Annotated in this window: 39 protein-coding genes; 5 read left to right on the top strand and 34 right to left on the bottom strand. The window is 55.9% G+C overall.

The genetic code is table 11. The features are described 5' to 3' along the window. Positions 1-151: 151 nt before the first annotated feature. From rplQ to rpsJ, 28 genes are all read right to left on the bottom strand, one after another. The gene (rplQ, locus tag AB5Y97_RS07875; RefSeq protein ID WP_005307999.1) at positions 152-535 is read right to left on the bottom strand and encodes a 50S ribosomal protein L17; all 384 of its coding nucleotides are present in this window, start codon (positions 533-535) and stop codon (positions 152-154) included. Between the two features lie 43 nt (positions 536-578). Then, positions 579-1568, bottom strand: a complete 990-nt coding sequence (rpoA, locus tag AB5Y97_RS07870; RefSeq protein WP_005307997.1) for a DNA-directed RNA polymerase subunit alpha — start codon at positions 1566-1568, stop codon at positions 579-581. A 25-nt stretch (positions 1569-1593) separates the two neighbouring features. After that, entirely contained in the window at positions 1594-2214 is a 621-nt protein-coding gene (rpsD, locus tag AB5Y97_RS07865) for a 30S ribosomal protein S4 (RefSeq protein WP_005340600.1), read from the bottom strand. 39 nt (positions 2215-2253) lie between these two features. Further along, the gene (gene rpsK / locus AB5Y97_RS07860; RefSeq protein ID WP_005307993.1) at positions 2254-2643 is read right to left on the bottom strand and encodes a 30S ribosomal protein S11; all 390 of its coding nucleotides are present in this window, start codon (positions 2641-2643) and stop codon (positions 2254-2256) included. 14 nt (positions 2644-2657) lie between these two features. After that, complete coding sequence (gene rpsM / locus AB5Y97_RS07855; protein WP_100292739.1) at positions 2658-3014, bottom strand: 30S ribosomal protein S13; 357 nt, start codon at positions 3012-3014, stop codon at positions 2658-2660. Between the two features lie 139 nt (positions 3015-3153). Next, a complete protein-coding gene (rpmJ, locus tag AB5Y97_RS07850) occupies positions 3154-3267 on the bottom strand; it encodes a 50S ribosomal protein L36 (RefSeq protein WP_005319705.1) in 114 nt (37 codons plus the stop codon). Between the two features lie 27 nt (positions 3268-3294). Beyond that, positions 3295-4623, bottom strand: a complete 1329-nt coding sequence (gene secY, locus AB5Y97_RS07845; RefSeq protein ID WP_005340602.1) for a preprotein translocase subunit SecY — start codon at positions 4621-4623, stop codon at positions 3295-3297. Positions 4624-4631: 8 nt separating this feature from the next. Next, positions 4632-5069: a 50S ribosomal protein L15 gene (rplO, locus tag AB5Y97_RS07840; RefSeq protein WP_005340604.1), complete on the bottom strand. Its 438-nt coding sequence runs from the start codon at positions 5067-5069 to the stop codon at positions 4632-4634. A gap of 2 nt (positions 5070-5071) precedes the next feature. Beyond that, entirely contained in the window at positions 5072-5251 is a 180-nt protein-coding gene (rpmD, locus tag AB5Y97_RS07835) for a 50S ribosomal protein L30 (RefSeq protein ID WP_005307985.1), read from the bottom strand. A 6-nt stretch (positions 5252-5257) separates the two neighbouring features. After that, positions 5258-5758, bottom strand: coding sequence for a 30S ribosomal protein S5 (gene rpsE, locus AB5Y97_RS07830; protein ID WP_005340605.1), 501 nt, complete (start codon positions 5756-5758; stop codon positions 5258-5260). Between the two features lie 14 nt (positions 5759-5772). Further along, entirely contained in the window at positions 5773-6126 is a 354-nt protein-coding gene (gene rplR, locus AB5Y97_RS07825) for a 50S ribosomal protein L18 (protein ID WP_005340606.1), read from the bottom strand. Between the two features lie 9 nt (positions 6127-6135). Beyond that, positions 6136-6669 (bottom strand): 50S ribosomal protein L6, encoded by a 534-nt coding sequence (gene rplF / locus AB5Y97_RS07820; protein WP_005340607.1) that lies wholly within the window; start codon positions 6667-6669, stop codon positions 6136-6138. 13 nt (positions 6670-6682) lie between these two features. Then, the gene (gene rpsH / locus AB5Y97_RS07815) at positions 6683-7075 is read right to left on the bottom strand and encodes a 30S ribosomal protein S8 (RefSeq protein ID WP_005307980.1); all 393 of its coding nucleotides are present in this window, start codon (positions 7073-7075) and stop codon (positions 6683-6685) included. Between the two features lie 21 nt (positions 7076-7096). After that, the gene (rpsN, locus tag AB5Y97_RS07810) at positions 7097-7402 is read right to left on the bottom strand and encodes a 30S ribosomal protein S14 (RefSeq protein WP_005340609.1); all 306 of its coding nucleotides are present in this window, start codon (positions 7400-7402) and stop codon (positions 7097-7099) included. A 10-nt stretch (positions 7403-7412) separates the two neighbouring features. Next, positions 7413-7952, bottom strand: a complete 540-nt coding sequence (gene rplE, locus AB5Y97_RS07805; protein WP_005331162.1) for a 50S ribosomal protein L5 — start codon at positions 7950-7952, stop codon at positions 7413-7415. 13 nt (positions 7953-7965) lie between these two features. Beyond that, a complete protein-coding gene (gene rplX / locus AB5Y97_RS07800; protein ID WP_005307977.1) occupies positions 7966-8283 on the bottom strand; it encodes a 50S ribosomal protein L24 in 318 nt (105 codons plus the stop codon). A gap of 11 nt (positions 8284-8294) precedes the next feature. Continuing rightward, a complete protein-coding gene (rplN, locus tag AB5Y97_RS07795; RefSeq protein ID WP_005307975.1) occupies positions 8295-8663 on the bottom strand; it encodes a 50S ribosomal protein L14 in 369 nt (122 codons plus the stop codon). A 147-nt stretch (positions 8664-8810) separates the two neighbouring features. Next, positions 8811-9059 (bottom strand): 30S ribosomal protein S17, encoded by a 249-nt coding sequence (gene rpsQ, locus AB5Y97_RS07790; RefSeq protein WP_005307966.1) that lies wholly within the window; start codon positions 9057-9059, stop codon positions 8811-8813. Continuing rightward, the gene (rpmC, locus tag AB5Y97_RS07785) at positions 9059-9250 is read right to left on the bottom strand and encodes a 50S ribosomal protein L29 (RefSeq protein WP_005307965.1); all 192 of its coding nucleotides are present in this window, start codon (positions 9248-9250) and stop codon (positions 9059-9061) included. The genes rpsQ and rpmC overlap by 1 nt, the downstream gene beginning before the upstream one ends. Continuing rightward, positions 9250-9663 carry a 50S ribosomal protein L16 gene (gene rplP / locus AB5Y97_RS07780; protein WP_005340612.1) on the bottom strand — a complete coding sequence of 138 codons (414 nt, stop codon included), beginning with the start codon at positions 9661-9663 and terminating at the stop codon, positions 9250-9252. The genes rpmC and rplP overlap by 1 nt, the downstream gene beginning before the upstream one ends. 13 nt (positions 9664-9676) lie before the next feature. Then, positions 9677-10390, bottom strand: coding sequence for a 30S ribosomal protein S3 (gene rpsC / locus AB5Y97_RS07775; protein WP_005307962.1), 714 nt, complete (start codon positions 10388-10390; stop codon positions 9677-9679). A gap of 3 nt (positions 10391-10393) precedes the next feature. Continuing rightward, a complete protein-coding gene (rplV, locus tag AB5Y97_RS07770) occupies positions 10394-10738 on the bottom strand; it encodes a 50S ribosomal protein L22 (protein ID WP_005319741.1) in 345 nt (114 codons plus the stop codon). Positions 10739-10748: 10 nt separating this feature from the next. Continuing rightward, complete coding sequence (gene rpsS / locus AB5Y97_RS07765; RefSeq protein ID WP_005307960.1) at positions 10749-11027, bottom strand: 30S ribosomal protein S19; 279 nt, start codon at positions 11025-11027, stop codon at positions 10749-10751. Positions 11028-11049: 22 nt separating this feature from the next. After that, positions 11050-11871 carry a 50S ribosomal protein L2 gene (rplB, locus tag AB5Y97_RS07760; protein WP_005340614.1) on the bottom strand — a complete coding sequence of 274 codons (822 nt, stop codon included), beginning with the start codon at positions 11869-11871 and terminating at the stop codon, positions 11050-11052. A gap of 15 nt (positions 11872-11886) precedes the next feature. Further along, a complete protein-coding gene (gene rplW / locus AB5Y97_RS07755; protein ID WP_342690021.1) occupies positions 11887-12186 on the bottom strand; it encodes a 50S ribosomal protein L23 in 300 nt (99 codons plus the stop codon). Next, positions 12186-12791 carry a 50S ribosomal protein L4 gene (gene rplD / locus AB5Y97_RS07750; RefSeq protein WP_005340616.1) on the bottom strand — a complete coding sequence of 202 codons (606 nt, stop codon included), beginning with the start codon at positions 12789-12791 and terminating at the stop codon, positions 12186-12188. The genes rplW and rplD overlap by 1 nt, the downstream gene beginning before the upstream one ends. Positions 12792-12808: 17 nt before the next feature. Next, on the bottom strand, positions 12809-13441 hold the full coding sequence (gene rplC, locus AB5Y97_RS07745) for a 50S ribosomal protein L3 (protein WP_005340620.1): 633 nt from the start codon (positions 13439-13441) through the stop codon (positions 12809-12811). A gap of 22 nt (positions 13442-13463) precedes the next feature. Beyond that, complete coding sequence (rpsJ, locus tag AB5Y97_RS07740; RefSeq protein WP_005307944.1) at positions 13464-13775, bottom strand: 30S ribosomal protein S10; 312 nt, start codon at positions 13773-13775, stop codon at positions 13464-13466. Positions 13776-14131: 356 nt separating this feature from the next. Here rpsJ and AB5Y97_RS07735 point away from each other — a divergent pair, with 356 nt between their 5' ends. Then, entirely contained in the window at positions 14132-15046 is a 915-nt protein-coding gene (locus AB5Y97_RS07735) for a DMT family transporter (RefSeq protein ID WP_124928236.1), read from the top strand. A 37-nt stretch (positions 15047-15083) separates the two neighbouring features. Here the strand turns inward: AB5Y97_RS07735 and envZ are convergent, their stop codons facing one another. Together envZ and ompR are read right to left on the bottom strand one after the other, a co-directional pair. Beyond that, the gene (gene envZ / locus AB5Y97_RS07730) at positions 15084-16394 is read right to left on the bottom strand and encodes a two-component system sensor histidine kinase EnvZ (RefSeq protein ID WP_047436528.1); all 1311 of its coding nucleotides are present in this window, start codon (positions 16392-16394) and stop codon (positions 15084-15086) included. Next, positions 16391-17113, bottom strand: coding sequence for a two-component system response regulator OmpR (gene ompR / locus AB5Y97_RS07725; protein WP_005340625.1), 723 nt, complete (start codon positions 17111-17113; stop codon positions 16391-16393). The genes envZ and ompR overlap by 4 nt, the downstream gene beginning before the upstream one ends. 249 nt (positions 17114-17362) lie before the next feature. Between ompR and greB the strand changes: the two genes are divergently transcribed. Continuing rightward, the gene (gene greB, locus AB5Y97_RS07720; protein WP_042081654.1) at positions 17363-17836 is read left to right on the top strand and encodes a transcription elongation factor GreB; all 474 of its coding nucleotides are present in this window, start codon (positions 17363-17365) and stop codon (positions 17834-17836) included. 201 nt (positions 17837-18037) lie between these two features. Further along, positions 18038-20347, top strand: coding sequence for a Tex family protein (locus AB5Y97_RS07715; RefSeq protein WP_201947723.1), 2310 nt, complete (start codon positions 18038-18040; stop codon positions 20345-20347). A gap of 70 nt (positions 20348-20417) precedes the next feature. Here AB5Y97_RS07715 and AB5Y97_RS07710 read toward each other — a convergent pair whose 3' ends face one another. From AB5Y97_RS07710 to bioH, 4 genes are all read right to left on the bottom strand, one after another. After that, on the bottom strand, positions 20418-20696 hold the full coding sequence (locus tag AB5Y97_RS07710; protein WP_201947721.1) for a hypothetical protein: 279 nt from the start codon (positions 20694-20696) through the stop codon (positions 20418-20420). Positions 20697-20781: 85 nt separating this feature from the next. Then, a complete protein-coding gene (locus tag AB5Y97_RS07705; protein WP_201947720.1) occupies positions 20782-21549 on the bottom strand; it encodes a putative metalloprotease CJM1_0395 family protein in 768 nt (255 codons plus the stop codon). Between the two features lies 1 nt (position 21550). Further along, entirely contained in the window at positions 21551-21784 is a 234-nt protein-coding gene (locus tag AB5Y97_RS07700) for a flagellar basal body rod C-terminal domain-containing protein (RefSeq protein WP_005342675.1), read from the bottom strand. A gap of 71 nt (positions 21785-21855) precedes the next feature. After that, the gene (gene bioH, locus AB5Y97_RS07695) at positions 21856-22620 is read right to left on the bottom strand and encodes a pimeloyl-ACP methyl ester esterase BioH (protein WP_201947718.1); all 765 of its coding nucleotides are present in this window, start codon (positions 22618-22620) and stop codon (positions 21856-21858) included. A 38-nt stretch (positions 22621-22658) separates the two neighbouring features. On the opposite strand from bioH, the gene AB5Y97_RS07690 reads away from it, so the two are divergent. Then, complete coding sequence (locus AB5Y97_RS07690; protein ID WP_201947716.1) at positions 22659-23387, top strand: ComF family protein; 729 nt, start codon at positions 22659-22661, stop codon at positions 23385-23387. An 80-nt stretch (positions 23388-23467) separates the two neighbouring features. Beyond that, entirely contained in the window at positions 23468-24046 is a 579-nt protein-coding gene (nfuA, locus tag AB5Y97_RS07685; RefSeq protein WP_005340636.1) for a Fe-S biogenesis protein NfuA, read from the top strand. Positions 24047-24084 lie beyond the last annotated feature (38 nt).

The raw sequence follows: 24084 nt of genomic DNA, 5'->3' as shown, positions 1-24084 counted from the left end.
AGTTGAGGCAGTTGAGGCAGTTGAGGCAGTTGAGGCAGTTGAGGCAGTTGAGGCAGTTGAGGCAGTTGAGGCAGTTGAGGCAGTTGAGGCAGTTGAGGCAGTATCAGAATTCATTAAAAGAAAAGCCGGGACAAGCCCGGCTTTTTCTTTATCACTCAGCAGCTGCTTCAGCAGCGGCCGGGCGGTCTACCAGCTCAATATAAGCCATAGGGGCGTTGTCGCCTGCACGGAAACCGCATTTCAGAATGCGAGTATAACCGCCGGCGCGCTCCAGGTAGCGCGGGCCCAGTTCATTGAACAGCTTAGCCACGATCGCGTTATCGCGAGTACGGGCAAATGCCAGGCGACGATTAGCAACGCTATCAGTCTTGGCAAGGGTGATCAGCGGTTCAACTACACGACGCAGCTCTTTTGCCTTAGGCAGAGTCGTCTTGATGATCTCATGACGAACCAGGGAGCTGGCCATGTTGCGGAACATTGCCTGACGATGGCTGCTGTTCCGGTTCAGTTGACGACCACTCAAACGATGGCGCATGACCTTATCCTTCTAACTAAATCTGTGAAACCCGTAATCTGGATTACTCGTCAGCGATGCTGGCGGGCGGCCAGTTCTCAAGGCGCATGCCAAGAGACAGACCACGGGAGGCCAACACGTCCTTGATCTCAGTCAGGGACTTCTTACCGAGGTTAGGAGTCTTAAGCAACTCAACTTCGGTACGCTGTACCAGATCACCAATATAGTGGATAGCTTCTGCCTTCAGACAGTTCGCAGAACGAACTGTCAGCTCCAAATCATCGACAGGACGTAGCAGAATCGGATCAAACTCGGGTTTCTCTTCTTTCTTCTCGGGCACGCTGACATCGCGCAGATCCACGAAGGCTTCCAGTTGCTCTGCCAGGATAGTGGCAGAACGACGGATGGCTTCTTCAGGATCCAGGGTACCATTGGTCTCCATGTCGATGACCAGCTTGTCCAAGTCGGTACGCTGTTCCACACGTGCTGCCTCAACATTGTAGGCAATACGAACGATGGGGCTGAACGCGGAGTCCAACAGCAGGCGACCAATAGGACGCTCTTCATCATCGTTGTGAACACGAGCAGAAGCAGGCACATAACCACGACCACGCTGAACTTTCAGGCGCATGCTGATTTCAGCATTGGCACCTGTCAGGTGGCAGATTACGTGCTCCGGGTTTACGATCTCGACTTCATCACCGTGAGTGATATCACCAGCGGTAACGGGGCCTGTTCCAGACTTGGTCAGGGACAGAGTTACCTCGTCCTTGCCTTCCAGCTTCACAGCGATACCTTTCAGGTTGAGCAGGATTTCAAGAATGTCTTCCTGTACACCTTCTTTGCTGCTGTACTCATGCAGTACCCCGTCAATTTCGACTTCAGTAACTGCACAACCGGGCATAGATGACAGCAAAATACGACGCAGGGCGTTGCCCAGCGTGTGACCAAAGCCACGCTCGAGTGGCTCAAGAGTCACTTTCGCATGAGTCGGGCTAACTTGCTCGATGTCAACTAGCCGCGGTTTAAGAAAATCTGTTACAGAACCCAGCATTGTGTCCTCTCTTTAGAAGCTAGCTTTACTTGGAGTAAAGCTCGACGATCAGCTGTTCGTTAATGTCGGCAGACAGGTCGGAACGCTCTGGCAGACGCTTGAAAGCACCTTCCATTTTAGCGGCGTCAACCTCTACCCAAGTCGGCTTCTCACGCTGACCAGCAACTTCCAGGGAAGCTTTGATACGCGCTTGCTTCTTAGCCTTCTCACGAACGCAGATCACGTCCTCAGGGGAAACCTGGAAAGAAGGAATGTTCACAACGCGACCGTTTACCATGATGGCCTTGTGGCTCACCAGCTGACGAGATTCAGCACGGGTAGCGCCGAAGCCCATACGGTAAACAACGTTGTCCAAACGACCTTCCAGCAGCTGCAACAGGTTTTCACCGGTGTTACCCTTTTGACGGGCAGCGTCGCGGTAGTAGTTGCGGAACTGTTTTTCCAATACGCCGTAGATACGACGAACTTTTTGTTTCTCGCGCAGCTGAACACCGTAGTCGGACAGACGCGCTTTACGCGCACCGTGCTGACCAGGGGCGGTGTCAATCTTGCACTTAGAATCAATCGCACGAACACCTGACTTCAGGAAGAGGTCGGTGCCCTCACGACGGCTAAGCTTAAGCTTAGGACCGATATATCTTGCCATCTTCTTTCTCCAACAATCCTAGACCAAGTAGCTACAGCGTTATACGCGGCGCTTCTTGGGAGGACGACAACCGTTGTGCGGGATCGGAGTCACATCAGTAATGTTAGTGATGCGGAAACCAGCCGCGTTCAGGGCGCGGATGGAAGACTCACGACCGGGACCCGGACCTTTGACCATGACTTCCAGGTTCTTGACGCCATATTCTTTGGCCATCTCACCAGCGCGCTCGGCAGCTACCTGAGCAGCGAACGGGGTGGACTTACGAGAACCACGGAAACCGGAACCACCAGAAGTAGCCCAAGACAGAGCATTGCCCTGACGGTCAGTAATGGTCACGATTGTGTTGTTGAAAGATGCATGAACGTGCGCAATACCGTCGCTCACTTGCTTTTTAACGCGCTTGCGAGCACGAGTCGGAGTTTTAGCCATTTTCTACCTTCCCGTTACTTCTTGATAGCCTTGCGCGGACCCTTGCGGGTACGAGCGTTGGTCTTGGTACGTTGACCACGAACAGGCAGGCTACGACGGTGACGCAAACCACGGTAGCAACCCAGATCCATCAATCGCTTGATGTTCATGGAAATCTGACGACGCAGGTCACCTTCAACGGTGAATTTACCTACTTGTTCACGCAGACTCTCGATCTGAGATTCGTCCAGGTCTTTAATTTTCACATTCTCAGCGATACCGGCTGCGGCACAGATGGCCTTGGAGCGGGTACGACCGACGCCATAAATCGCAGTCAAAGCGATGACTGCATGCTTATGGTCAGGAATGTTAATGCCAGCGATACGGGCCACTATTCACTCCTACATATAGTAGATTACGACCACCACAAAGCCCGTGAGCGGATACGTGGCGGTCAACCAATACACAACAAAAGTTGGCTGGCTATATTAGCCAGCACAACTATTTGTTGCAAGTACTAACCGTAAAAAATTAGCCTTGGCGCTGTTTATGCTTTGGCTCGCTGCAAATCACACGCACCACACCGTGACGCTTGATGATTTTGCAGTTACGGCAGATTGCCTTAACGGAAGCACGAACTTTCATTGCTTAACTCCGTAACTACGCCGACCTTTAGCGGCCGTAGCCCTTCAGGTTGGCCTTCCTCAGGACGTCGCCATATTGATGAGACATCATATGGGTTTGTACCTGAGCCATGAAGTCCATGATAACTACCACGATAATCAGCAGCGAAGTGCCACCGAAGTAGAACTGTACGTTCCAGGCAGTCATCAAGAACTGGGGTACCAGACAGATAAAGGTTATATAGAGCGCACCTGCCAATGTCAGGCGAGTCATAACCTTATCGATGTAACGTGCTGTCTGCTCGCCCGGGCGAATCCCCGGGATAAAGGCTCCACTCTTCTTCAGATTATCTGCTGTCTCGCGGGGGTTGAACACCAGCGCGGTATAGAAGAAGCAGAAGAAGATAATGGCTGCTGCATACAGCATCTCGTAAAGCGGTTGACCCGGCTGCAGGACCATAGAGACCTGTTGCAGGATATCAGCTACTTTACCCTCACCCTGACCAAACCAAGAGGTAATGGTCCCTGGGAAGAGGATGATACTGGATGCGAAAATCGCAGGAATCACACCAGCCATATTAACTTTCAACGGCAGATGTGTGCTTTGCGCGGCAAATACCTGGCGGCCTTGTTGACGCTTGGCATAGTTAACGACGATACGACGCTGACCACGCTCCACGAACACCACAAAGTAAGTCACTGCGAAAACAATCAAGCCCAGCAACAACAACAGCAGGATGTGCAATTCCCCTTGACGTGCCTGTTCGGCCGTAGCGCCAATGGCATGCGGCAGACCAGCAACGATACCTGTGAAAATAATCAACGAGATACCATTACCAATCCCACGCTCGGTAATCTGCTCACCCAACCACATCAAAAACATGGTACCGGTGACCAGACTCACAACCGCTGTGAAATAGAAGCCCAAACCCGGATTAGTCACGAGTCCATGCATCATATTCGGCAGACCGGTTGCAATACCAATGGCCTGGAAAGTTCCCAAAACCAGCGTGCCCCAACGGGTATATTGGCTAATCTTGCGACGGCCGGATTCACCTTCTTTCTTGAGTTCAGCAAGAGCGGGGTGAACCACTGTCAGCAGCTGGATAATGATCGATGCCGAAATGTACGGCATGATCCCCAACGCAAGAATAGAAGCACGCGAGAGTGCACCACCACTGAACATGTTGAACATCTCAATGATGGTGCCCTTCTGTTGCTGGAACAACTCGGCCAGTACGGCGGCGTCAATACCAGGAATCGGCACATAAGAGCCTGCACGGAAAACGATAATCGCCCCGAGAACGAAGAGCAGACGGCTCTTCAGTTCACTCAGACCACCCTGTGCTTTAACATCCAATCCTGGTTTCTTAGCCATTGTACTGATTATTCCTCGATTTTACCGCCAGCGGCCTCGATGGCTGCGCGTGCACCTTTGGTGACGGACAGACCACGAACGGTCACAGCACGGTCAATGTTGCCTGACAGAACAACTTTAGCGAACACGATGTTCTTAGTAACAACACCGGCTTGCTTCAGAGTGCTCAGGTCGACCACATCACCTTCTACCAGGGCGATTTCGTTCAGACGCACTTCGGCAGAAACCAAAGATTTGCGAGAGAAGAAACCGAACTTCGGCAGACGGATTTTCAAAGGCATCTGGCCACCTTCGAAACCGTTGCGAACTTTGCCGCCACCGGAACGAGAGGTTTGGCCTTTAACACCACGACCACCAGTCTTGCCCAGGCCGGAGCCGATACCACGACCACGACGTTGTTTTTCAGGCTTGGAACCAGCGGCCGGAGACAGAGTGTTCAGACGCATGCTTAGCCCTCCACCTTAACCATGTAATAAACCTGGTTGATCATGCCGCGTACGCAAGGAGTATCTTCCAGCTCAACGGTGTGACCAATGCGACGCAGACCCAGACCACGCAGAGTCGCCTTGTGCTTTGGCAGACGGCCGATAGAGCTGCGAGTTTGAGTTACTTTTACAGTGTTAGCCATGTCGCATTACCCCAGAATTTCTTCAACGCGCAGACCACGCTTGGCAGCGATCTGTTCCGGTGATTGACCGTGAACCAGAGCGTCTACAGTAGCGCGAACAACGTTGATTGGGTTGGTGGAACCGTAGGTCTTGGCCAGCACGTTGTGGATACCGGCAACTTCCAGAACAGCACGCATGGCGCCGCCTGCAATGATACCAGTACCTTGAGAGGCCGGCTTCATGAACACGGTGGAGCCAGAGTGAACACCACGCACCGGGTGGTGCAGAGTGCCGTTGTTCAACTCAACCTTGTTCAGGTTACGCTTAGCCTGTTCCATTGCTTTTTGAATAGCAGCCGGAACTTCACGGGCTTTACCGTAACCGTAACCTACACGGCCGTTACCATCACCCACCACGGTCAACGCGGTGAAGGACATGATACGACCACCTTTAACAGTTTTCGAAACACGGTTTACTGCAATGAGCTTTTCTTGCAGTTCGCCGGCTTGAGATTCGACTTTAGCCATCTTCGACTCCTAGCTTAGAACTGAAGACCAGCGTCACGTGCGGCAGCTGCCAGGGCAGCGATGCGACCGTGATACTTGAAACCGGAACGATCGAAAGATACGTTCTGAACGCCTTTGGCAATAGCACGCTCAGCGATAGCTTTACCTACAGCGGTAGCAGCATCTGCGTTACCGGTGTATTTCAGAGCTTCACTGATGGCTTTCTCTACTGTGGAAGCAGAGGCCAGAACTTCGGAACCGTTGGCTGCAATAACCTGCGCATAGATATGACGCGGGGTACGGTGAACAACCAGACGGGTAGCTCCCAGTTCCTGCATCTTTTTCCGAGCACGAGTAGCACGACGGAGACGAGCTGCTTTCTTGTCCATAGTGTTACCTTACTTCTTCTTAGCTTCTTTAGTACGCACTTGCTCGTTGGCATAGCGTACACCCTTGCCCTTGTAGGGCTCCGGAGCGCGGTAAGCACGGATATCGGCGGCGACTTGGCCAACCAGCTGCTTGTCGACGCCACGCAGAACGATTTCTGTAGCAGTCGGGCACTCAGCGGTCACACCAGCCGGCAGCGCATGCTCTACCGGGTGAGAGAAGCCCAGAGCCAGCGCAACAGCATTGCCCTTGATGGAGGCTTTATAACCTACACCAACCAGCTGCAGCTTGCGCTCGAAGCCTTGGGTAACACCGATTACCATGTTGTTGACCAATGCACGGGCAGTACCGGCCTGAGCGTCAGCACCAGCGATGCTGCCGCGCGGGGCGAACTTCAGTACATTGTCTTCTTTGGTCACTTCTACACCGGCGTGAATAGAGCGAACCAGAGAACCTTTACCACCTTTGATGGTCAGTTCCTGGCCGTTCAGAGTCACCTCTACGCCAGCAGGAATAGTGACGGGTGCCTTAGCAACACGAGACATTTCCTACCTCCTATTAAGCGACGTAGCAGATGATCTCACCGCCCATGCTTGCTTTGCGAGCAGCACGGTCAGTCATCACACCTTTAGACGTGGACACGATAGCAACACCGAGACCGCCCATAACTTTCGGCAGATCAGTAGTGCGCTTGTAAATACGCAGGCCTGGACGGCTTACGCGTTGGATCAGTTCTACAACTGGCTTGCCCTGGAAATATTTCAGTTCAATTTCCAGTTCCGGCTTCACGTCACCAGCTACGGAGTAGCCAGCGATGTAACCTTCTTCTTTCAGCACTTTGGCGATAGCCACTTTCAGCTTGGAAGAAGGCATGGAAACCGCAACTTTGCTCGCCGCCTGACCGTTACGGATGCGGGTCAGCATATCCGCGATCGGATCTTGCATGCTCATAAGTCTAACTCCCGAGATTCGTTACCAAGAAGCCTTCTTCAGGCCCGGAATTTCGCCCTTCATGGCATGCTCACGCACCTTGATGCGAGACAGGCCAAACTTGCGCAGGAAACCGTGCGGACGACCAGTAATATTGCAACGGTTACGCTGGCGGGACGGACTGGAATCACGGGGCAGCTGTTGCAGTTGCAGTACAGCATCCCAACGCGCTTCTTCAGAAGCGTTCATGTCAACGATGATAGCTTTCAGCTCGGCACGCTTGGTCGCGTACTTGGCTACCAGCTTGGCACGCTTTGCTTCGCGCGCTTTCATGGATGTTTTAGCCATAACCCTAACCTTACTTGCGGAATGGGAAGTTAAAGGCAGCCAGCAGAGCACGGCCTTCTTCATCGGTATTCGCGGAAGTGGTGATGGTGATATCCAGACCACGGACGCGATCGACTTTGTCATAGTCGATTTCCGGGAAGATGATCTGCTCACGCACGCCCATGGAGTAGTTACCACGACCATCGAACGCTTTAGCGTTCAGGCCACGGAAGTCACGGATACGCGGTACGGAGATGCAGATCAGCCGTTCCAGGAACTCCCACATACGCTCGCCACGCAGGGTTACTTTACAACCTATCGGGTAGCCTTCACGAATCTTGAAGCCCGCAACAGATTTGCGAGCTTTGGTGATCAGCGGCTTCTGACCGGAAATGGCAGCCATATCGGCAGCAGCATTTTCCAGCAATTTCTTGTCAGAGATCGCTTCACCAACACCCATGTTCAGGGTGATTTTCTCGATCCGAGGGACTTGCATGATAGTCTTGTAACCGAACTGCTTGGACAGTTCATTTACTACATCGGATTTGTAGTAATCATGCAGTTTCGCCATCGTTAAACTCCAATTACTTCACAAGTTCGCCGGTGGATTTGAAGAAACGGACTTTTTTGCCGTCTTCAATCCGGAAACCAACGCGGTCAGCTTTGCCAGTGGCAGAGTTGAACAGCGCTACGTTTGATACATCGATGGGGGCTTCTTTGGTGACGATACCGCCAGCCTGACCCAGTGCGGGTACCGGCTTCTGGTGTTTCTTCACCTGGTTGATGCCTTCCACGATTACCTTACCTTTTGCAATCAGGACTTGAGTGACTTTGCCACGCTTGCCCTTGTCTTTGCCGGTAAGAACAATCACTTCGTCTTCGCGACGGATTTTAGCTGCCATCGTTCGACTCCTTACAGTACTTCGGGTGCCAGGGACACAATCTTCATGAACTTCTCATTACGCAGTTCACGGGTCACCGGGCCAAAAATACGAGTACCGATTGGCTGTTGGTTGTTGTTAAGCAACACAGCCGCATTGTTGTCGAAACGGATGACAGAGCCGTCCGGACGACGAACGCCTTTACGGGTGCGTACGACCACCGCGTTATACACATCACCTTTCTTCACTTTACCGCGAGGAATGGCTTCCTTGATGGAAACCTTGATGATGTCGCCGATGCCGGCGTAACGGCGGTGCGAGCCACCCAGAACCTTAATACACATTACACTGCGAGCGCCGGAGTTGTCGGCAACACCCAGCATACTTTGCATCTGGATCATCTTAGTGCTCCGCTTTGTTTACTTCTTATCCCTAATGGGATCTGGCTGCCTTCAAAAGGCGCGAAACTATAACACAGGATTTTCAGAAAAGGTAGCCTAAAAAACAAACGGCCCCTGAAAGGGGCCGCTTGGACTACAAAGTACCGATTAGGCCTTTTCTACAACGGCAACCAGGGTCCAGGACTTGGTCTTGGACAGCGGACGGCATTCGCGGATTTCCACGAGGTCGCCAGCTTTGCACTCGTTGTTTTCGTCATGTACGTGCAGCTTGGTAGTGCGCTTGATGATCTTACCGTAGATCGGGTGCTTTACCTTGCGCTCGATAGCAACAGTGATGGACTTGTCCATCTTGTCGCTGATTACACGACCTTGCAGAGTACGGATCTTGTCAGTCATTACGCACCTGCCTTCTCAGTCAGTACAGTCTTGATACGTGCGACGTCACGACGCACTTGTTTCAGAGTGTGAGTCTGAGCCAGCTGGCCGGTGGACGCTTGCATGCGCATGTTGAATTGCTCACGCAGCAGGCCCAGCAGCTCCTGGTTCAGTTCTTCGACGCTCTTTTGACGCAGATCTTGGGCTTTCATCACATCACCGTCTTAATTACGAAAGTGGTCTGAACAGACAGCTTAGCTGCGGCCAGGGCAAACGCTTCACGCGCCAGAGCCTCAGGTACACCGTCCATCTCGTACAGAACCTTGCCAGGCTGGATCGGGCAAACCCAGTATTCCACGTTACCCTTACCTTTACCCATACGAACTTCGAGGGGCTTTTCGGTGATGGGCTTGTCCGGGAACACACGGATCCAGATCTTACCTTGACGCTTAACGTGACGGGTCATGGCACGACGGGCTGCTTCGATTTGACGAGCAGTCAGTTGACCACGGGATGTCGCCTTCAGGCCAAAGGTACCGAAGGATACTTCGTTACCAGAGGTGGCCAGACCGCGGTTACGACCCTTGTGGGTCTTGCGGAATTTAGTACGCTTAGGTTGCAACATTTACCGAATCTCCTTACTTAGCAGCGCGGCGCTTGTTGTCACGCTTGGGCTTTGCAGGAGCTTGCTCTTGAGCAGCGGCAGCGTTAACAGCAGCCAGACCGCCCAGAACTTCGCCCTTGAAGATCCAAACTTTAACGCCGATCACACCGTAAGTGGTGTGGGCTTCAGAAGTTGCGTAGTCGATGTCGGCACGCAGGGTGTGCAACGGCACACGACCTTCACGGTACCATTCGGTACGCGCGATTTCAGCGCCGCCCAGACGACCGGAAACTTCCACTTTGATGCCCTTGGCACCCAGGCGCATTGCGTTCTGTACGGCGCGCTTCATAGCACGACGGAACATTACACGACGCTCCAGCTGGGAAGTGATGCTGTCGGCAACGAGTTTGCCATCCAGCTCCGGCTTGCGGACTTCGGAAATGTTGATCTGAGCAGGCACGCCAGCAATAGTGGCTACAGCTTTGCGCAGCTTCTCAACGTCTTCGCCTTTCTTACCGATGACAACACCCGGACGAGCGGTGTGAATGGTCACACGGATGCTCTTGGCCGGACGCTCAATGGTGATCTTGGACAAGGACGCGTTTTTCAGTTCCTTGGTCAGGAACTGGCGTACTTGAAAATCGCTGTACAGGTTGTCAGCGAAGTCTTTGGTGTTCGCGAACCAGGTAGAATTCCAAGGCTTGGTAATACCCAGGCGAATGCCATTAGGATGTACTTTCTGACCCATTGCTTATCTCCCAGCCTTAGCGTCGGATACCACTACAGTGATGTGAGCGGTACGCTTGAGGATACGATCCGCACGACCTTTGGCACGCGGACGGATGCGCTTCATGGAGGGACCTTCGTCGACCATGATAGTAGCAACACGCAGCGCGTCGATATCGGCGCCTTCGTTGTGCTCAGCGTTTGCAATGGCAGATTCCAGCACTTTCTTAACCAGCACTGCAGCCTTTTTCGGGCTGAAGGTCAGGATATTCAGAGCCTTGTCTACGGACAGACCACGTACTTGATCGGCTACCAGACGAGCTTTCTGGGCAGAAGTACGGGCATAACGGTGTTTAGCGATAGCTTCCATCATTTATCCCTTAGCGCTTCTTAGCCTTCTTATCAGCAGCATGGCCGCGATAAGTACGAGTCGGTGCGAATTCACCCAGTTTGTGACCGATCATTTCTTCGGTAACGAAAACCGGAACGTGCTGACGACCATTATGGACAGCGATGGTCAAACCGATCATGTTCGGGATGATCATTGAACGACGGGACCAGGTTTTAACCGGCTTTTTATCCCCGCTTTCCACCGCTTTCTCTACCTTCTTCAGCAAGTGCAGGTCAATAAATGGACCCTTCTTGAGAGAACGTGGCATGGTGATTCCTCTATGTTAACAATTACTTGTTACGACGACGTACGATGTACTTGTCGGTACGCTTGTTCTTACGGGTCTTGAAGCCTTTAGCCTTCTGGCCCCATGGGGACACAGGCTGCATGCCCTTGTTACGACCCTCACCACCACCGTGCGGGTGGTCAACCGGGTTCATCGCCATACCGCGAACGGTCGGACGAATACCACGCCAGCGGTTTGCACCGGCTTTACCCAGTTGACGCAACATGTGCTCGGAGTTACCGACTTCACCGATGGTAGCGCGGCACTCGGCCAGAACTTTACGTACTTCGCCGGAACGCAGACGCAGAGTTACATAGTTACCTTCACGAGCCAGGATCTGGATGAAAGTACCAGCGGAACGAGCCAGCTGGGCACCTTTACCAGGCTTCATCTCTACAGCGTGAACGGTAGAACCAACCGGGATGTTGCGCATCGGCAGGGCGTTACCTACCTTGATGGCTGCATCAGCACCAGAAGCGATCGCGTCACCAGCTTTCAGGCCTTTCGGAGCCAGGATGTAACGACGCTCACCGTCTGCATACAACACCAGAGCGATGTTAGCGGTACGGTTCGGATCGTATTCCAGGCGCTCTACTTTAGCCGGGATACCGTCTTTGTCGCGCTTGAAGTCGACGATACGGTAGTGCTGCTTGTGACCACCACCGATATGACGGGTAGTGATACGGCCGTTGTTGTTACGACCACCGGACTTGCTTTTGCTGTCCAGCAGAGCGGCGAAGGGCTTGCCCTTGTACAGCTCTTGATTGACGATCTTGACGACGTGGCGGCGGCCCGGAGAAGTAGGCTTGCACTTAACGATTGCCATTTTTGAGAACTCCTCTTACTCGGCTGCGCCCATGAAGTCGATGTCCTGACCAGCTTTCAGGGTCACATAAGCCTTTTTCCAATCGGAACGACGGCCTACGCGTGCACCTGCGCGCTTGGTCTTACCCTTCATGTTCAGGGTACGGACGGTCTCAACTTCGACCTCGAACAGTTTCGCAACTGCAGCTTTGACTTCCGCCTTGGTAGCATCAACAGCAACTTTGAACACGATAGTGTTCTGCTTTTCTGCAACCATGGTGCTCTTTTCAGAGATGTGCGGAGCCTTCAGAACTTTCAGCAGACGCTCTTCACGGATCATGCCAGCATCTCCTCGATTTGCTTAACTGCATCAGCAGTCATCAGAACCTTGTCGAAAGCGATCAGGCTGACCGGGTCGATACCGGCAACGTCACGCACGTCAACTTTGTACAGGTTGCGAGCAGCCAGGAACAGGTTCTCATCGACTTCAGCAGTCACGATCAGAACGTCAGTCAGTTCCATTTCTTTCAGCTTGGCGATCAGTTCTTTGGTCTTCGGAGCTTCGATGCCGAACTTCTCAACAACGATCAGGCGCTCTTGACGTACCAGCTCGGACAGAATGCTACGGATAGCGCCGCGGTACATCTTCTTGTTTACTTTCTGGCTGTGATCTTGCGGCTTAGCAGCAAAAGTCACACCACCGGAACGCCAGATGGGCGAACGGATGGAGCCAGCACGGGCACGACCAGTACCCTTCTGACGCCACGGCTTTTTGCCGCCACCAGACACTTCAGAGCGAGTCAGCTGCGCACGAGTACCCTGACGGGCACCAGCGGCATATGCAACGACGACCTGGTGAACCAGAGCTTCGTTGAATTCGCGCCCGAAGGTAGTCTCGGAAACTTCAAGAGCGCTCTTGGCGTCTTTCATTACCAATTCCATTACTATCTCCTCAGACGTTACGCTTTGACGGCAGGTTTGACGATCACGTTGCCGTTGGTTGCACCCGGTACTGCACCTTTGATGAGCAGCAGGTTGCGTTCAGCGTCAACACGAACCAGTTCCAGGTTCTGAGTCGTTACACGCTCAGCACCCATGTGACCAGCCATCTTTTTGCCCTTGAATACACGACCCGGAGTCTGGTTCTGACCGATAGAACCCGGAACGCGGTGAGACAAGGAGTTACCGTGGGTCATATCCTGGGTGCGGAAGTTGTGGCGCTTAACAGTACCAGCAAAGCCCTTACCTTTGGATGTGCCGGTAACGTCTACCAGCTTAACGTCAGCGAGAAGATCTACTTTCAGCTCGCTACCAACAGTGAAAGTTTCACCGTTGTTCAGGCGGAATTCCCACAGACCGCGACCGGCTTCTACACCAGCTTTGGCGAAGTGGCCAGCTTCCGGCTTGGTCACACGGCTGGCTTTCTTGGCGCCAGTGGTAACCTGAATAGCGTTGTAGCCGTCGGTTTCTACAGATTTGACCTGAGTTACACGGTTAGCTTCAACTTCGATAACAGTCACCGGGATAGAAACGCCATCTTCAGTGAAGATGCGAGTCATACCCACTTTGCGACCTACAAGACCGATTGTCATTGTTATCAACCTCTTTCCGTAATTAACCCAGGCTGATCTGGACGTCTACACCAGCTGCCAGATCCAGACGCATCAGGGCGTCTACGGTCTTGTCAGTCGGCTCAACGATGTCTACCAGACGCTTGTGAGTGCGGATCTCGTACTGATCACGCGCATCTTTGTTGACGTGCGGGGAGATCAGGACGGTGAAGCGCTCTTTGCGAGTCGGCAGCGGAATAGGACCGCGAACCTGCGCGCCAGTGCGCTTAGCAGTTTCAACGATTTCCGCAGTGGATTGATCAATCAGGCGATGATCAAAAGCCTTCAGGCGGATACGGATTCTTTGGTTCTGCATTGACAGAGCTCCAATAGATAAAAGAACATAAATCAACACCGCCCGACCGAGATTTCTCCCGCCAGAGGTGTGATTTTTCACGTTTCCCCCCATATCGGGAGGACTGTATGGCTGGCTCCTGTAAACAGGAAACTCAGCAGCAGACATATCGTCTGGCTTACCTCATGGGTAAGCGGAGGGGATTATACGGATTTTTCAAATTTGCGCAAGGGAGAGCGAACAGATTATGCGCAGTTTTATGTGACAGATGGATCTCGTCTGCGGCAACACACTCTGCTGCCAATACCCAGGTAACGACAATGTTACAAGCAGACTGGTAGACTGTGTGCTTGCCTCTGTCAGTGGAACGACATCCCATGCTCAAAGATCAAAAGAAAGCCTATCAGTATGGCCTTTGCGCCGTTGCCCTCTGGTCGACGGTCGCCACAGCCTTCAAGATCTCCCTCGCCTATTTCGAACCTGTGCAACTGTTGCTTGTGGCCGCCTTCACCTCGACTCTCACGCTGACAGCCGTCGTCGCCAAACAGGGCAAACTGCCGCTGCTGGGGAGCTACATCAAGGCCCGCCCTATCTACTACCTGACTCTGGGCGTACTGAATCCCTTTCTCTATTACCTGTTGCTGTTCAAAGCCTATGATCTGCTGCCTGCCCAGCAGGCACAGACCCTCAACTACACTTGGGCCATTACCCTCAGTCTGCTGGCCGTCCCCTTCCTCGGCCAGAAGCTGCGTCGGCGTGATTGCGTCGCTATCGTGCTGGGGTATTTTGGCGCGCTGGTGATCGCCACCAGAGGGGATGTATTCGGCCTCCAGTTCGACAGCCCCCTCGGCGTGACGCTAGCGCTGGTCTCGACCCTCATCTGGGCCAGCTACTGGATCCTCAACACCCGCAATCAGGGCGATCCCATTGTCAGCCTGTTGCTCGGCTTTATGATCAGCCTGCCTTTTATCGTCGTTGCAACCTGGTTGCTCTCCGATTTTGCCATGACCGCCTGGCAGGGATGGGCTGGAGCCATCTATGTGGGACTGTTCGAAATGGGCTTCGGTTTCGTGCTCTGGCTGATGGCGCTGCGCCATGCCACCAACACGGCCCCCATCAGCAACCTCATCTTTATCTCGCCGTTTGCCTCACTGGTGCTGCTCAATCTGCTGATCGGCGAAGCCATCCATCCGGCCACCCCCATCGGGTTGGCGCTCATCGTTGCCGCCCTGCTGATCCAGCAGCTCAAGTACGGCAAACGCTATCGAGCATCAGTCGAAACCAAGAGCTGACCATGCAGAAGGGCGTATCAACGGATACGCCCTTCTCTCAATCCATCCACTCCTGTGGCTGATGTTTCGGCAGCCGCATCTCGACCAGCAGGCCGCCGAGCTCCGAACTTCCCAACCGGATAGTGCCATGGTGCTGGGCGACTATCTTGGCCACGATAGCCAACCCCAAGCCACTGCCGCCAACGGTCCGCGCCACATTACCCTGAGTAAACGGCTTGAGCACCCGGGAGTAGTCCTGCTCCGGAATGCCGGGGCCATCATCGGAAAGGCGCAAGCGCACCCAGTGTCCATCGTCCTTCAACTCGGCATACAAGCGGCTCGCCCCATAACGCTGCGAGTTGCTTGAGAGGTTGTTCAACACCCGCCGGATACTGACCGGATTGCAGGCCACCCGCACCGCCTCTTGCGGCAGCGCCAGATCAACTTCCAGTCCCTGCTCCGAGTAGATCAGCAAGGTATCGTGCACCAGCTGGGTCAGGTCGATCGGCTCCAGATCCTGGCCTTCATCCGGACGGATGTAATCGATGAACTGATCGATGATGGCATTGGACTCATCGATATCGGCGTTGATGCTCTCCTTGAGGTACTCGTCACCAGAGGACATCATCTCGGTCGCCAGCCGGATGCGGGTCAGCGGGGTACGCAGATCGTGGGAAACCCCCGCCATCATCAGGTTACGCTCTTCGATCAGGCTCTTGATGGAGTGGGACATATGGTTGAAGGTGCGGGTCAGTCGCCGCACTTCCCGTGATCCCAGCTCCCCCAGCGCCTCGGGGAAATGGCCTCTGGCAACAGCAACGGCACCAGCCTCGAGATCCTCGAGCGGGCGCACCAGCTGGCGGGCAAAGCGCCAGGCCGCAAACAGGGTGATCACCAGCAGCACGCTCAGATAGATGATGAGGGGTTCGATATCGTCATCTTCAATCTCGGTCAGCGGGATCCGCACCCAGATTTTGCTGGCCTGGGGCGGCTGGATCCAGATGATGTAGTGATCCTGGATCTCGACCCGCACCTTGGCCGGGCCACCCAGCTCGCGGCTGATGTTCTCCTCCAGATAGGGGTATGGCTTGGCCTCGTTGAAGCCATGCTGCACCGCCTCGCTCTGGGTATAGATATCGGTACCGGTCGTCACATAGACCAGCGCCTCGGCATCTTCACTCAGCGCCAGTTGTTCAGTGTTGACCGGAAAGATCAGCTTGACCTGATTGGCCAGCAAGTGACTGATCTGCTTGACGGTTGGCGCCAGCAGATAGTTGTAGAAGGTGACGTAGGAGACTGCTTGATAGACCACCAGAACGGCGGCCAGAAACCAGAGCATGCGTGAGAACATGCTGCCGACCTTTTTCATGCACCGTCACCATCTGGCACGAACACATACCCCAGACCCCAGACGGTCTGCAGATAGCGGGGCTGGGCCGGATCCTGTTCCAGCAGGCGGCGCAGGCGAGAGACCTGCACGTCGATGCTGCGCTCGGTGGCGGTGTATTCACGGCCACGGGCCAGATTCATCAGCTTGTCGCGGGAGAGCGGCTCGCGCGGATGGCTGACCAGCACCTTGAGCACCGCAAATTCACCGCTGGTGAGCGCCATCGGCTCGCCATCCCGACTCAGCTCGCGGGTCGCGAGATTGAGTTGAAAAGCCCCGAAGTTGACCACCTTTTCTGCAGCAGAGGGAGCCCCCGGCAGCTCGACGGTATGGCGGCGCAGCACGGCACGGATCCGCGCCAGCAGTTCGCGTGGGTTGAACGGCTTGGGCAGATAATCATCGGCCCCCATCTCGAGTCCGACGATGCGATCCACTTCATCCCCCTTGGCGGTGAGCATCAGCACCGGGATCTGGTTACCCGCTTCCCGCAGACGGCGGCAGATGGAGAGCCCATCCTCCCCCGGCAACATCAGGTCGAGCACCATCAGGCTGAAGTTTTCACGAGTCAGCAAGCGATCGGCCTGCTCGCCATTGGCCACGCCGCGCACTACGAATCCCTGCTCGGTGAGATAGCGCTCCAACAGGGAACGTAATTTCAGGTCATCGTCCACGACCAGGACCTTGTATTGCTGCTGACTCATTGCTTTGCCTCTTCATTCTTTAGCTGCCCCCAATACTAGGGGGGGATATAGCGGGAGCAAAGCACAAATATGTTACCGGTTATTACCCGTCCCGAGAGCGTGACGGCCATCAAGTCACTGCGCTGGCCAGCGACTCCCTGAACGGCGCCAGCCGAACCATCACGATTTCCCTCGACAGCAAGAGGACAAAAGCTAATATTCCCGAGCAGTTAGCGATGAATACCCCTCTTTGACCAGGTCCGCATCACCATGAAGACAAAGCTGATCACCCGCGAAGGCTACAACAAGCTGAAAGAAGAGCTCGATTTCCTCTGGCGCCAGGAGCGCCCCGAGGTCACCAAGAAGGTGGCATGGGCCGCCAGCCTGGGGGATCGCAGCGAAAATGCTGACTACCAGTACAACAAGAAGCGGCTGCGGGAGATCGATCGGCGGGTGCGTTACCTGCGTAAATGCCTCGAAGAGCTGGGGATCGTCGACTATGCCCCCGCGCAGGAGGGCAAGGTCTTCTTCGGTGCCTGGGTCGAGGTGGAAAACGATGAGGGCGAGACCAAGCGCTTTCGCATCGTCGGCTATGACGAGATCTTCGAGCGCAAGGATTACATCTCCATCGACTCCCCCATGGCCCGCGCTCTGCTCAAGAAAGAGGTCGGTGATGAGGCCATCGTCCGTACGCCAGTTGGTGACGTCTGCTGGTATATCAACGAGATCAGCTACCCCAAATAGCCGGACTACTGGTGAGCTGCTTGCCACAGGCACATCCTGAGTCACAGGTGCAATGGCAAGATAAACGCCCTCCCCTGCGACTTATCAGTCTGACTGGTGCAGACCCCGGCGCAGGGTGGCATCCCGCAACACGACCCCATATAGTGCTCACACTTGGCGCCTGATGGCGCGGACTCGACCACAGAGGCCCTCAACAACATCATGATGCAAACCATAGAGAGACAGATTGCCGGTGAGCTCCATGCTCGCCCGGAGCAGGTGCAGGCCGCAGTGCGCCTGCTGGATGAAGGCTCGACCGTGCCCTTTATCGCCCGTTACCGTAAAGAGGTGACCGGCGGTCTGGACGACAGCCAACTACGTACTCTGGAGAGCCGCCTCGGCTATCTGCGTGAACTGGAAGATCGCCGTCAGGTGATCATTCGCTCCATCGAAGAGCAGGGCAAACTGACCCCCGAGCTGGCCCGCGAATTGAATGGCGCCGACAGCAAGACCCGACTGGAAGACCTCTATCTCCCCTACAAGCCCAAGCGCCGCACCAAGGGGCAGATGGCGATCGAAGCCGGGTTGGAGCCGCTTGCCAACCTGCTGCTCAGCGACCCGATGCAGGATCCCGAGCAAGCTGCAGCCACCTTCCTCAATCCCGAACAGGGCATTGCCGACAGCAAGGCGGCCCTCGACGGCGCCCGCTATATCCTGATGGAGCGCTTCGCCGAGCAGGCCGACCTGCTGGAGAAGCTGCGCGACTACCTGTGGCAAAATGCCACCCTGCGCGCCCGCGTGGTGGCAGGCAAGGAGCAGGAAGGGGCCAAGTTCAAGGACTATTTCGAACACGACGAACCCCTGCACAAGGCCCCCTCCCACCGGGTGCTGGCCATGCTGCGCGGCCGCAATGAAGGGATCCTCAATCTGGCGCTGGTCACCGGTGAGGATGAGGCTGCCAGTCCCTGTGAAGGGATCATTGCCCACCACCTCAAGCTCAATCTGCAGAACCGCCCGGCCGACAAATGGCTGCAAGGGGTGGTGAGCTGGACCTGGAAGATCAAGTTGTCGCTTCAGATGGAGACCGAGCTGATCGGCCGTATCCGCGAGTCGGCAGAGGAGGAGGCGATCAAGGTGTTCGCCATGAACCTCAAGGATCTGCTGATGGCGGCCCCGGCCGGCATGCGCTGCACCATGGGGCTGGATCCGGGCATCCGCACCGGGGTCAAGGTGGCCGTTGTGGATGCCACCGGCAAGCTGGTCGATCACGCCACCATCTATCCGTTCGAACCGAAACGCCAGATTGATCAGAGCCTCAAGACCCTGAGCGAGCTGTGCCAGAAACACAAGGTCGAGCTCATCAGCATCGGCAACGGCACCGCCTCGCGAGAGACCGACCGGCTGGTCAGCGACCTGTTCGAGCGCTACCCCGCCGCTAAGGCGCAGAAGATAGTCGTGAGCGAAGCGGGGGCCTCGGTCTACTCCGCCTCCGAACTCGCCTCCCAGGAGTTCCCGGATCTCGACGTCTCAATCCGTGGCGCCGTCTCCATCGCCCGCCGCCTGCAAGACCCGCTGGCCGAACTGGTCAAAATCGATCCCAAGAGTATCGGGGTGGGCCAGTATCAGCACGACGTCGGCCAGAGCCAGCTGGCCCGCCGGCTGGATGCCGTGGTTGAGGATTGCGTGAACGCGGTCGGGGTGGATGTGAACACCGCCTCGGTCGCCCTGCTCAACCGGGTTTCCGGCCTCTCCCAAACGTTGGCCCAGAACATCGTCGCCTACCGGGATGAGCACGGCGCATTCAAGAGCCGTCAGCAATTGCTGAAAGTAAGCCGACTCGGCCCCAAAGCCTTCGAACAGTGCGCCGGCTTCCTGCGCATTCGCGGCGGCAGCAATCCCCTCGACAGCTCAGCGGTACACCCGGAGTCCTATCCGGTCGTGGAGCGGATCCTCGCCAAGCTGGAGCAGACCGTGGAGAGCCTGCTCGGCAACAGCAGCCTGCTGCGCAGCCTGAAACCGGCCGACTATACCGATGAGCAATTCGGCGTACCTACCGTCACCGACATCATCGGCGAGCTGGACAAGCCGGGCCGCGACCCGCGCCCCGAGTTCAAAACCGCGACCTTCAAGGAAGGGGTGGAGCAGATCAGCGACCTGGTGCCCGAGATGGTGCTGGAAGGGGTGGTCACCAACGTCACCAACTTCGGTGCCTTCGTCGATATCGGTGTTCATCAGGACGGGCTGGTGCATATCTCCTCCCTGACCGACCGTTTCGTCAAGGATCCCCGTGAGGTGGTCAAGGCGGGCGACATTGTACGGGTCAAGGTGCTGGAAGTGGACGCCCCGCGCAAGCGGATTAGCCTGACCATGCGCCTCGACGAAAAGGCAGGGCAACCCGCCCGCAAGCCGGCTGAAGCGCGCAACAGCAGTGCCGGCAACACCAAGCCAAGAAATGAGCCGCGCCAAAGCCCCCCTGTGGGTGGTGCCATGGGCAACGCCTTCGCGGCGGCGCTCTCCAAAGCGAAAAAGTAACGAAACCTTCCAGAAGTCCTCTGAATGCAAAAAGCCCCACAAGGGGCTTTTTTACACGCGAAGCTCAGGATCACTGCGTCAGGGCAGCAAGTATGCTCTCGGGCTCTACATGCTGGGCCAGCACCTCCCGCAGTCGATTGAATGCCTTGCAGGCCTCTTGCGGATACTTGCCGTAAGAGACAACGCCGGTGTGGCTCCAGCCAGCCGCCAGCATCACTTTCTTCTTGAAACTGGTTCCTTCAGTTCCCCCTCCCCCGAGCTGCATCAGAAACTGCTCCATCTGCAGGTGGGGGGGCGGTACACGGGAGAAGGTGGTGAAATCTTCCGCTTTGACTTCATCGAAATGCATGACAGCTCCTGTGAAATTGGAATGGGCCTGATCTTCAGGTTAGTTGCAAAACAGGCAAAGCAGCTGAAAGTTTGGCGAGAGTGATTCAGATATGCAGACTGAGGGACTGGGTCGAGGCCGGGCTGACAGCCTGTTGATAGTGGCCCGCGATGACGCTGTTGCGCTTGTCCATATAGGCACTCAGCACGCCGCCCGATTTTGCGCTCTGCTCGGCCATCAGCTCTTTGCGCGCCTTGGCTTCACTGGCGGCGGCGCTGCGCGCGACGGCCAGATCCTGCGCAGAAGGCTCGGCAGGCGCCAGCGCTGCAGCGCGGATCTGCTGCATCTTGGCGATGGTGGCGGCAGGATCACCGGGGACTACACTGGTATCGATCTGGACTTCGCCACCCGTTGCATAACGCTTGCCATCCGGCCCTTGCGTAAACTGATAGGTGGGTGAGCTGGCGTACTCTCCACCCGCAGACTGGTGGGCCTGTTCGTGGGCTCGCACCTCCTTGTCACGCTCGACAAGATCCTGAACCTGCTGCTCTTGCCGCTGTTGCTGCTCCTGCTGTTTGGGATCTTGCTGCTTGCGCTGACCCTCTTCACCAGTTGCCTCAACAAAGCGATTGTCTGGCAGTGTTGTCGGGGCTAATTGCCCGGTTTCACGGCTGTTCTGGGAGGTCTGATTGCTGGAGGCCTGACCGGCTTTGGATTTCTCTTTCTGGGAGCCGACTTCAGATTCGGCAACGGAAGCTTGGCCCGCTCGGGCCTGCGGGATCAGTTCTGCCCGGCGATTATCCGTCCTCGCCGCTTCCACCTGGGGTTGCAGCTGTGTCGGGATAAGGGGAGGCAGACTGACATTGATGTTCATCTCACACCCGGATGTCGATCAGGGTTCCCATCATCTCGCTGGCAGTCTGCACTACCTTGGCGGAAGCGCCAGCCTGTTGCTCGGCCACCTTGAGATTGACAAGCTCATCGGTCACTTGCACCTGATCCCCGCTGGGGGTGTTGAGGCGGGCAATCTGATTGGATGCCTTGTCGGCAATCTGCTCGGCTCGCTGAAATCCCTGTACCCCGCTGTTGAAAGCAGAATCAATACGCATGGTGTTACTCCTCTGGTCACAGTTTAATTATCCGCCAGACCAGAGGATTAATGAAGCTTGCAGGCTATTTTTTAGCCAACAAAATCTCGAACGATTTCAATGAATTCGTCAGGGTGGGAGATAAAAGGTGCGTGTGAGGCCTTATTGAGGGTCACGCTGCGGCTGGCAGGGTAGAGATCATCCAGCATAGGAATGGCCGCCTTGGGCACCAATGAATCCAGTCGGCCATAGATCCGCAACCAGGACAGATCCAGCTCCCGCAGCGGTTCGCGCAGGTCAATCTCGGCCAACAGCGTCAATCCGGCCTCGAGTGCGGCAAACTGGGGCGCCGGGCGCTCGGCCAGCCAGTGGCGCAACTGACGGATATCATCCCGGGCATGTTCGCTGCCCATAGCCTGGATCGCCAGAAAGCGCTCTATGGTCTGGCGAAAATCCCCCGCCAGCATCTGGTTGAAACCGGTCAGTACCTTGGGAGCGATCCCCGGCCACTCATCACGGGCCATGAAACAGGGGGAGCTGGCCACGGTGATCAGGGAGTGCAGCCGATCGGGATGCGTCAGCGCCAACTGGCTTGCCACCAGACCGCCGAGCGACCAGCCAAGCAGATGACACTTCTGCGGCAAGATGGCGACCACCTGCTCGGCAAGCCAGGGCAGGCTGTAATCCACCTCGTCTGCCAGCGGGCTGTTGCCAAAGCCGGGCAAATCTACCAGATGAACCCGATAGTAGGACGCCAACTGTTGGGCAACACCATGCCAGACCGCGCCGTTCATCCCCCAACCGTGCAACAGCACCAGATCGGGCCCCTGGCCAAACTGCTCTACCGATATGCTCATCTAGACTCAAGATCCCTGTTCATGCTCTTGGGGTCAGCATGTTAAAGCGACTGCTCGCTAAAGCAAGCCCGCTGCTCGGCAGCCACGGTGACTGGCAAGGGAGCTGCCTGCTCTGCCATCAGCCTTGCGACAACGAGCCCCTGCTCTGCAGCTGGTGTCGGCAGGCGCTACACCAGCCACAGCCGAGATGCCGCCTCTGCGCAGCACCGCTGGCTGACTATATAGAAGAGAGCATACCGGTCTGCGGCCGCTGCCAGCGCAGACCTCCCCCCTGGGAGCGGTTGCAGGTGATCGGCGACTACCAGGCTCCCTACCCCATGCTGATCCCCCGGCTCAAATATTCCGGCCAGATCCTGCTGGCGCCGCTACTGGCACGCCTCTTGGCCGATCATCTGGATAGCCGCGAGCCGCCGGAGGCGATCATTCCGGTTCCCCTGCACTGGTGGCGGCAGTGGCGGCGTGGGTTCAATCAGGCGGAGGAGATCGCGCAAGCCCTTGGCGAGTTCACCGACATTCCCTGCGACAACACTCTGTTGCAGCGCATCAAGGCGACCCCGCAACAAACAACCCTGAGCGCCGGGCAACGGCGGCGCAATCTGCGCGGGGCATTCCGGATCCGCCCCCACCACTATCGCCATGTCGCTCTGCTCGATGACGTCGTGACCACAGGCGCCACCGCCGGTCAGCTCAGCCGTTTGCTCCATGAGAGCGGCATCACAAAGGTAGAAGTGTGGGCGATCTGTCGTACCCTGCGGCACAGCAAGTAGCCATCGGCATGCTACCCAAGCATTAATAACCGCGTTATCATGAATACCCTAGTCGTACACTCAGGTTTATAAGGATAGTGATGATCAGCATTTCCGACGCCGCCCAGGCCCATTTCCGTAAACTGCTGGAAAAACAGCCTGATGGCACCAATATCCGGGTGTTTGTGGTCAATCCGGGAACCCAGAATGCCGAGTGTGGCGTATCGTATTGCCCGCCCGATGCCGTGGACCCGGAAGATCAACACCTGCCCTTCAGCGGCTTCGACTGCATGGTCGATCCCCTGAGCGCCCCCTTCCTGGTGGATGCCACCATCGACTTCGTGACCGATCAGATGGGCTCCCAGCTCACCCTGAAAGCACCGAACGCCAAGATGCGCAAAGTGGCCGATGACGCGCCGCTGATCGAGCGCATCGAGTACGTGTTGATGTCCGAAGTGAACCCCATGCTGGCCGGTCACGGTGGCAAGGTCACCCTGGTCGAGCTGACAGAAGACAAACTGGCCATCCTGCAGTTTGGCGGTGGTTGCAACGGTTGCTCCATGGTCGATTACACCCTTAAAGAGGGGATCGAGAAGCAGCTGCTGGAGAAGTTCCCGGGTGAGCTCAACGGTGTGAAAGATGCCACCGAGCACCAGCGCGGCGACCACTCCTACTACTGATTTGCAGCCCTTGCAGCAAAGAAAAGGCCCCGCCAGAT

This window comes from Aeromonas sp. R10-2 (assembly GCF_040908445.1).
Lineage (GTDB): Bacteria > Pseudomonadota > Gammaproteobacteria > Enterobacterales > Aeromonadaceae > Aeromonas > Aeromonas veronii.
The sequence above is the reverse complement of the archived record's forward strand: the minus strand, read 5'-3'. Positions and strand labels throughout refer to the sequence as shown.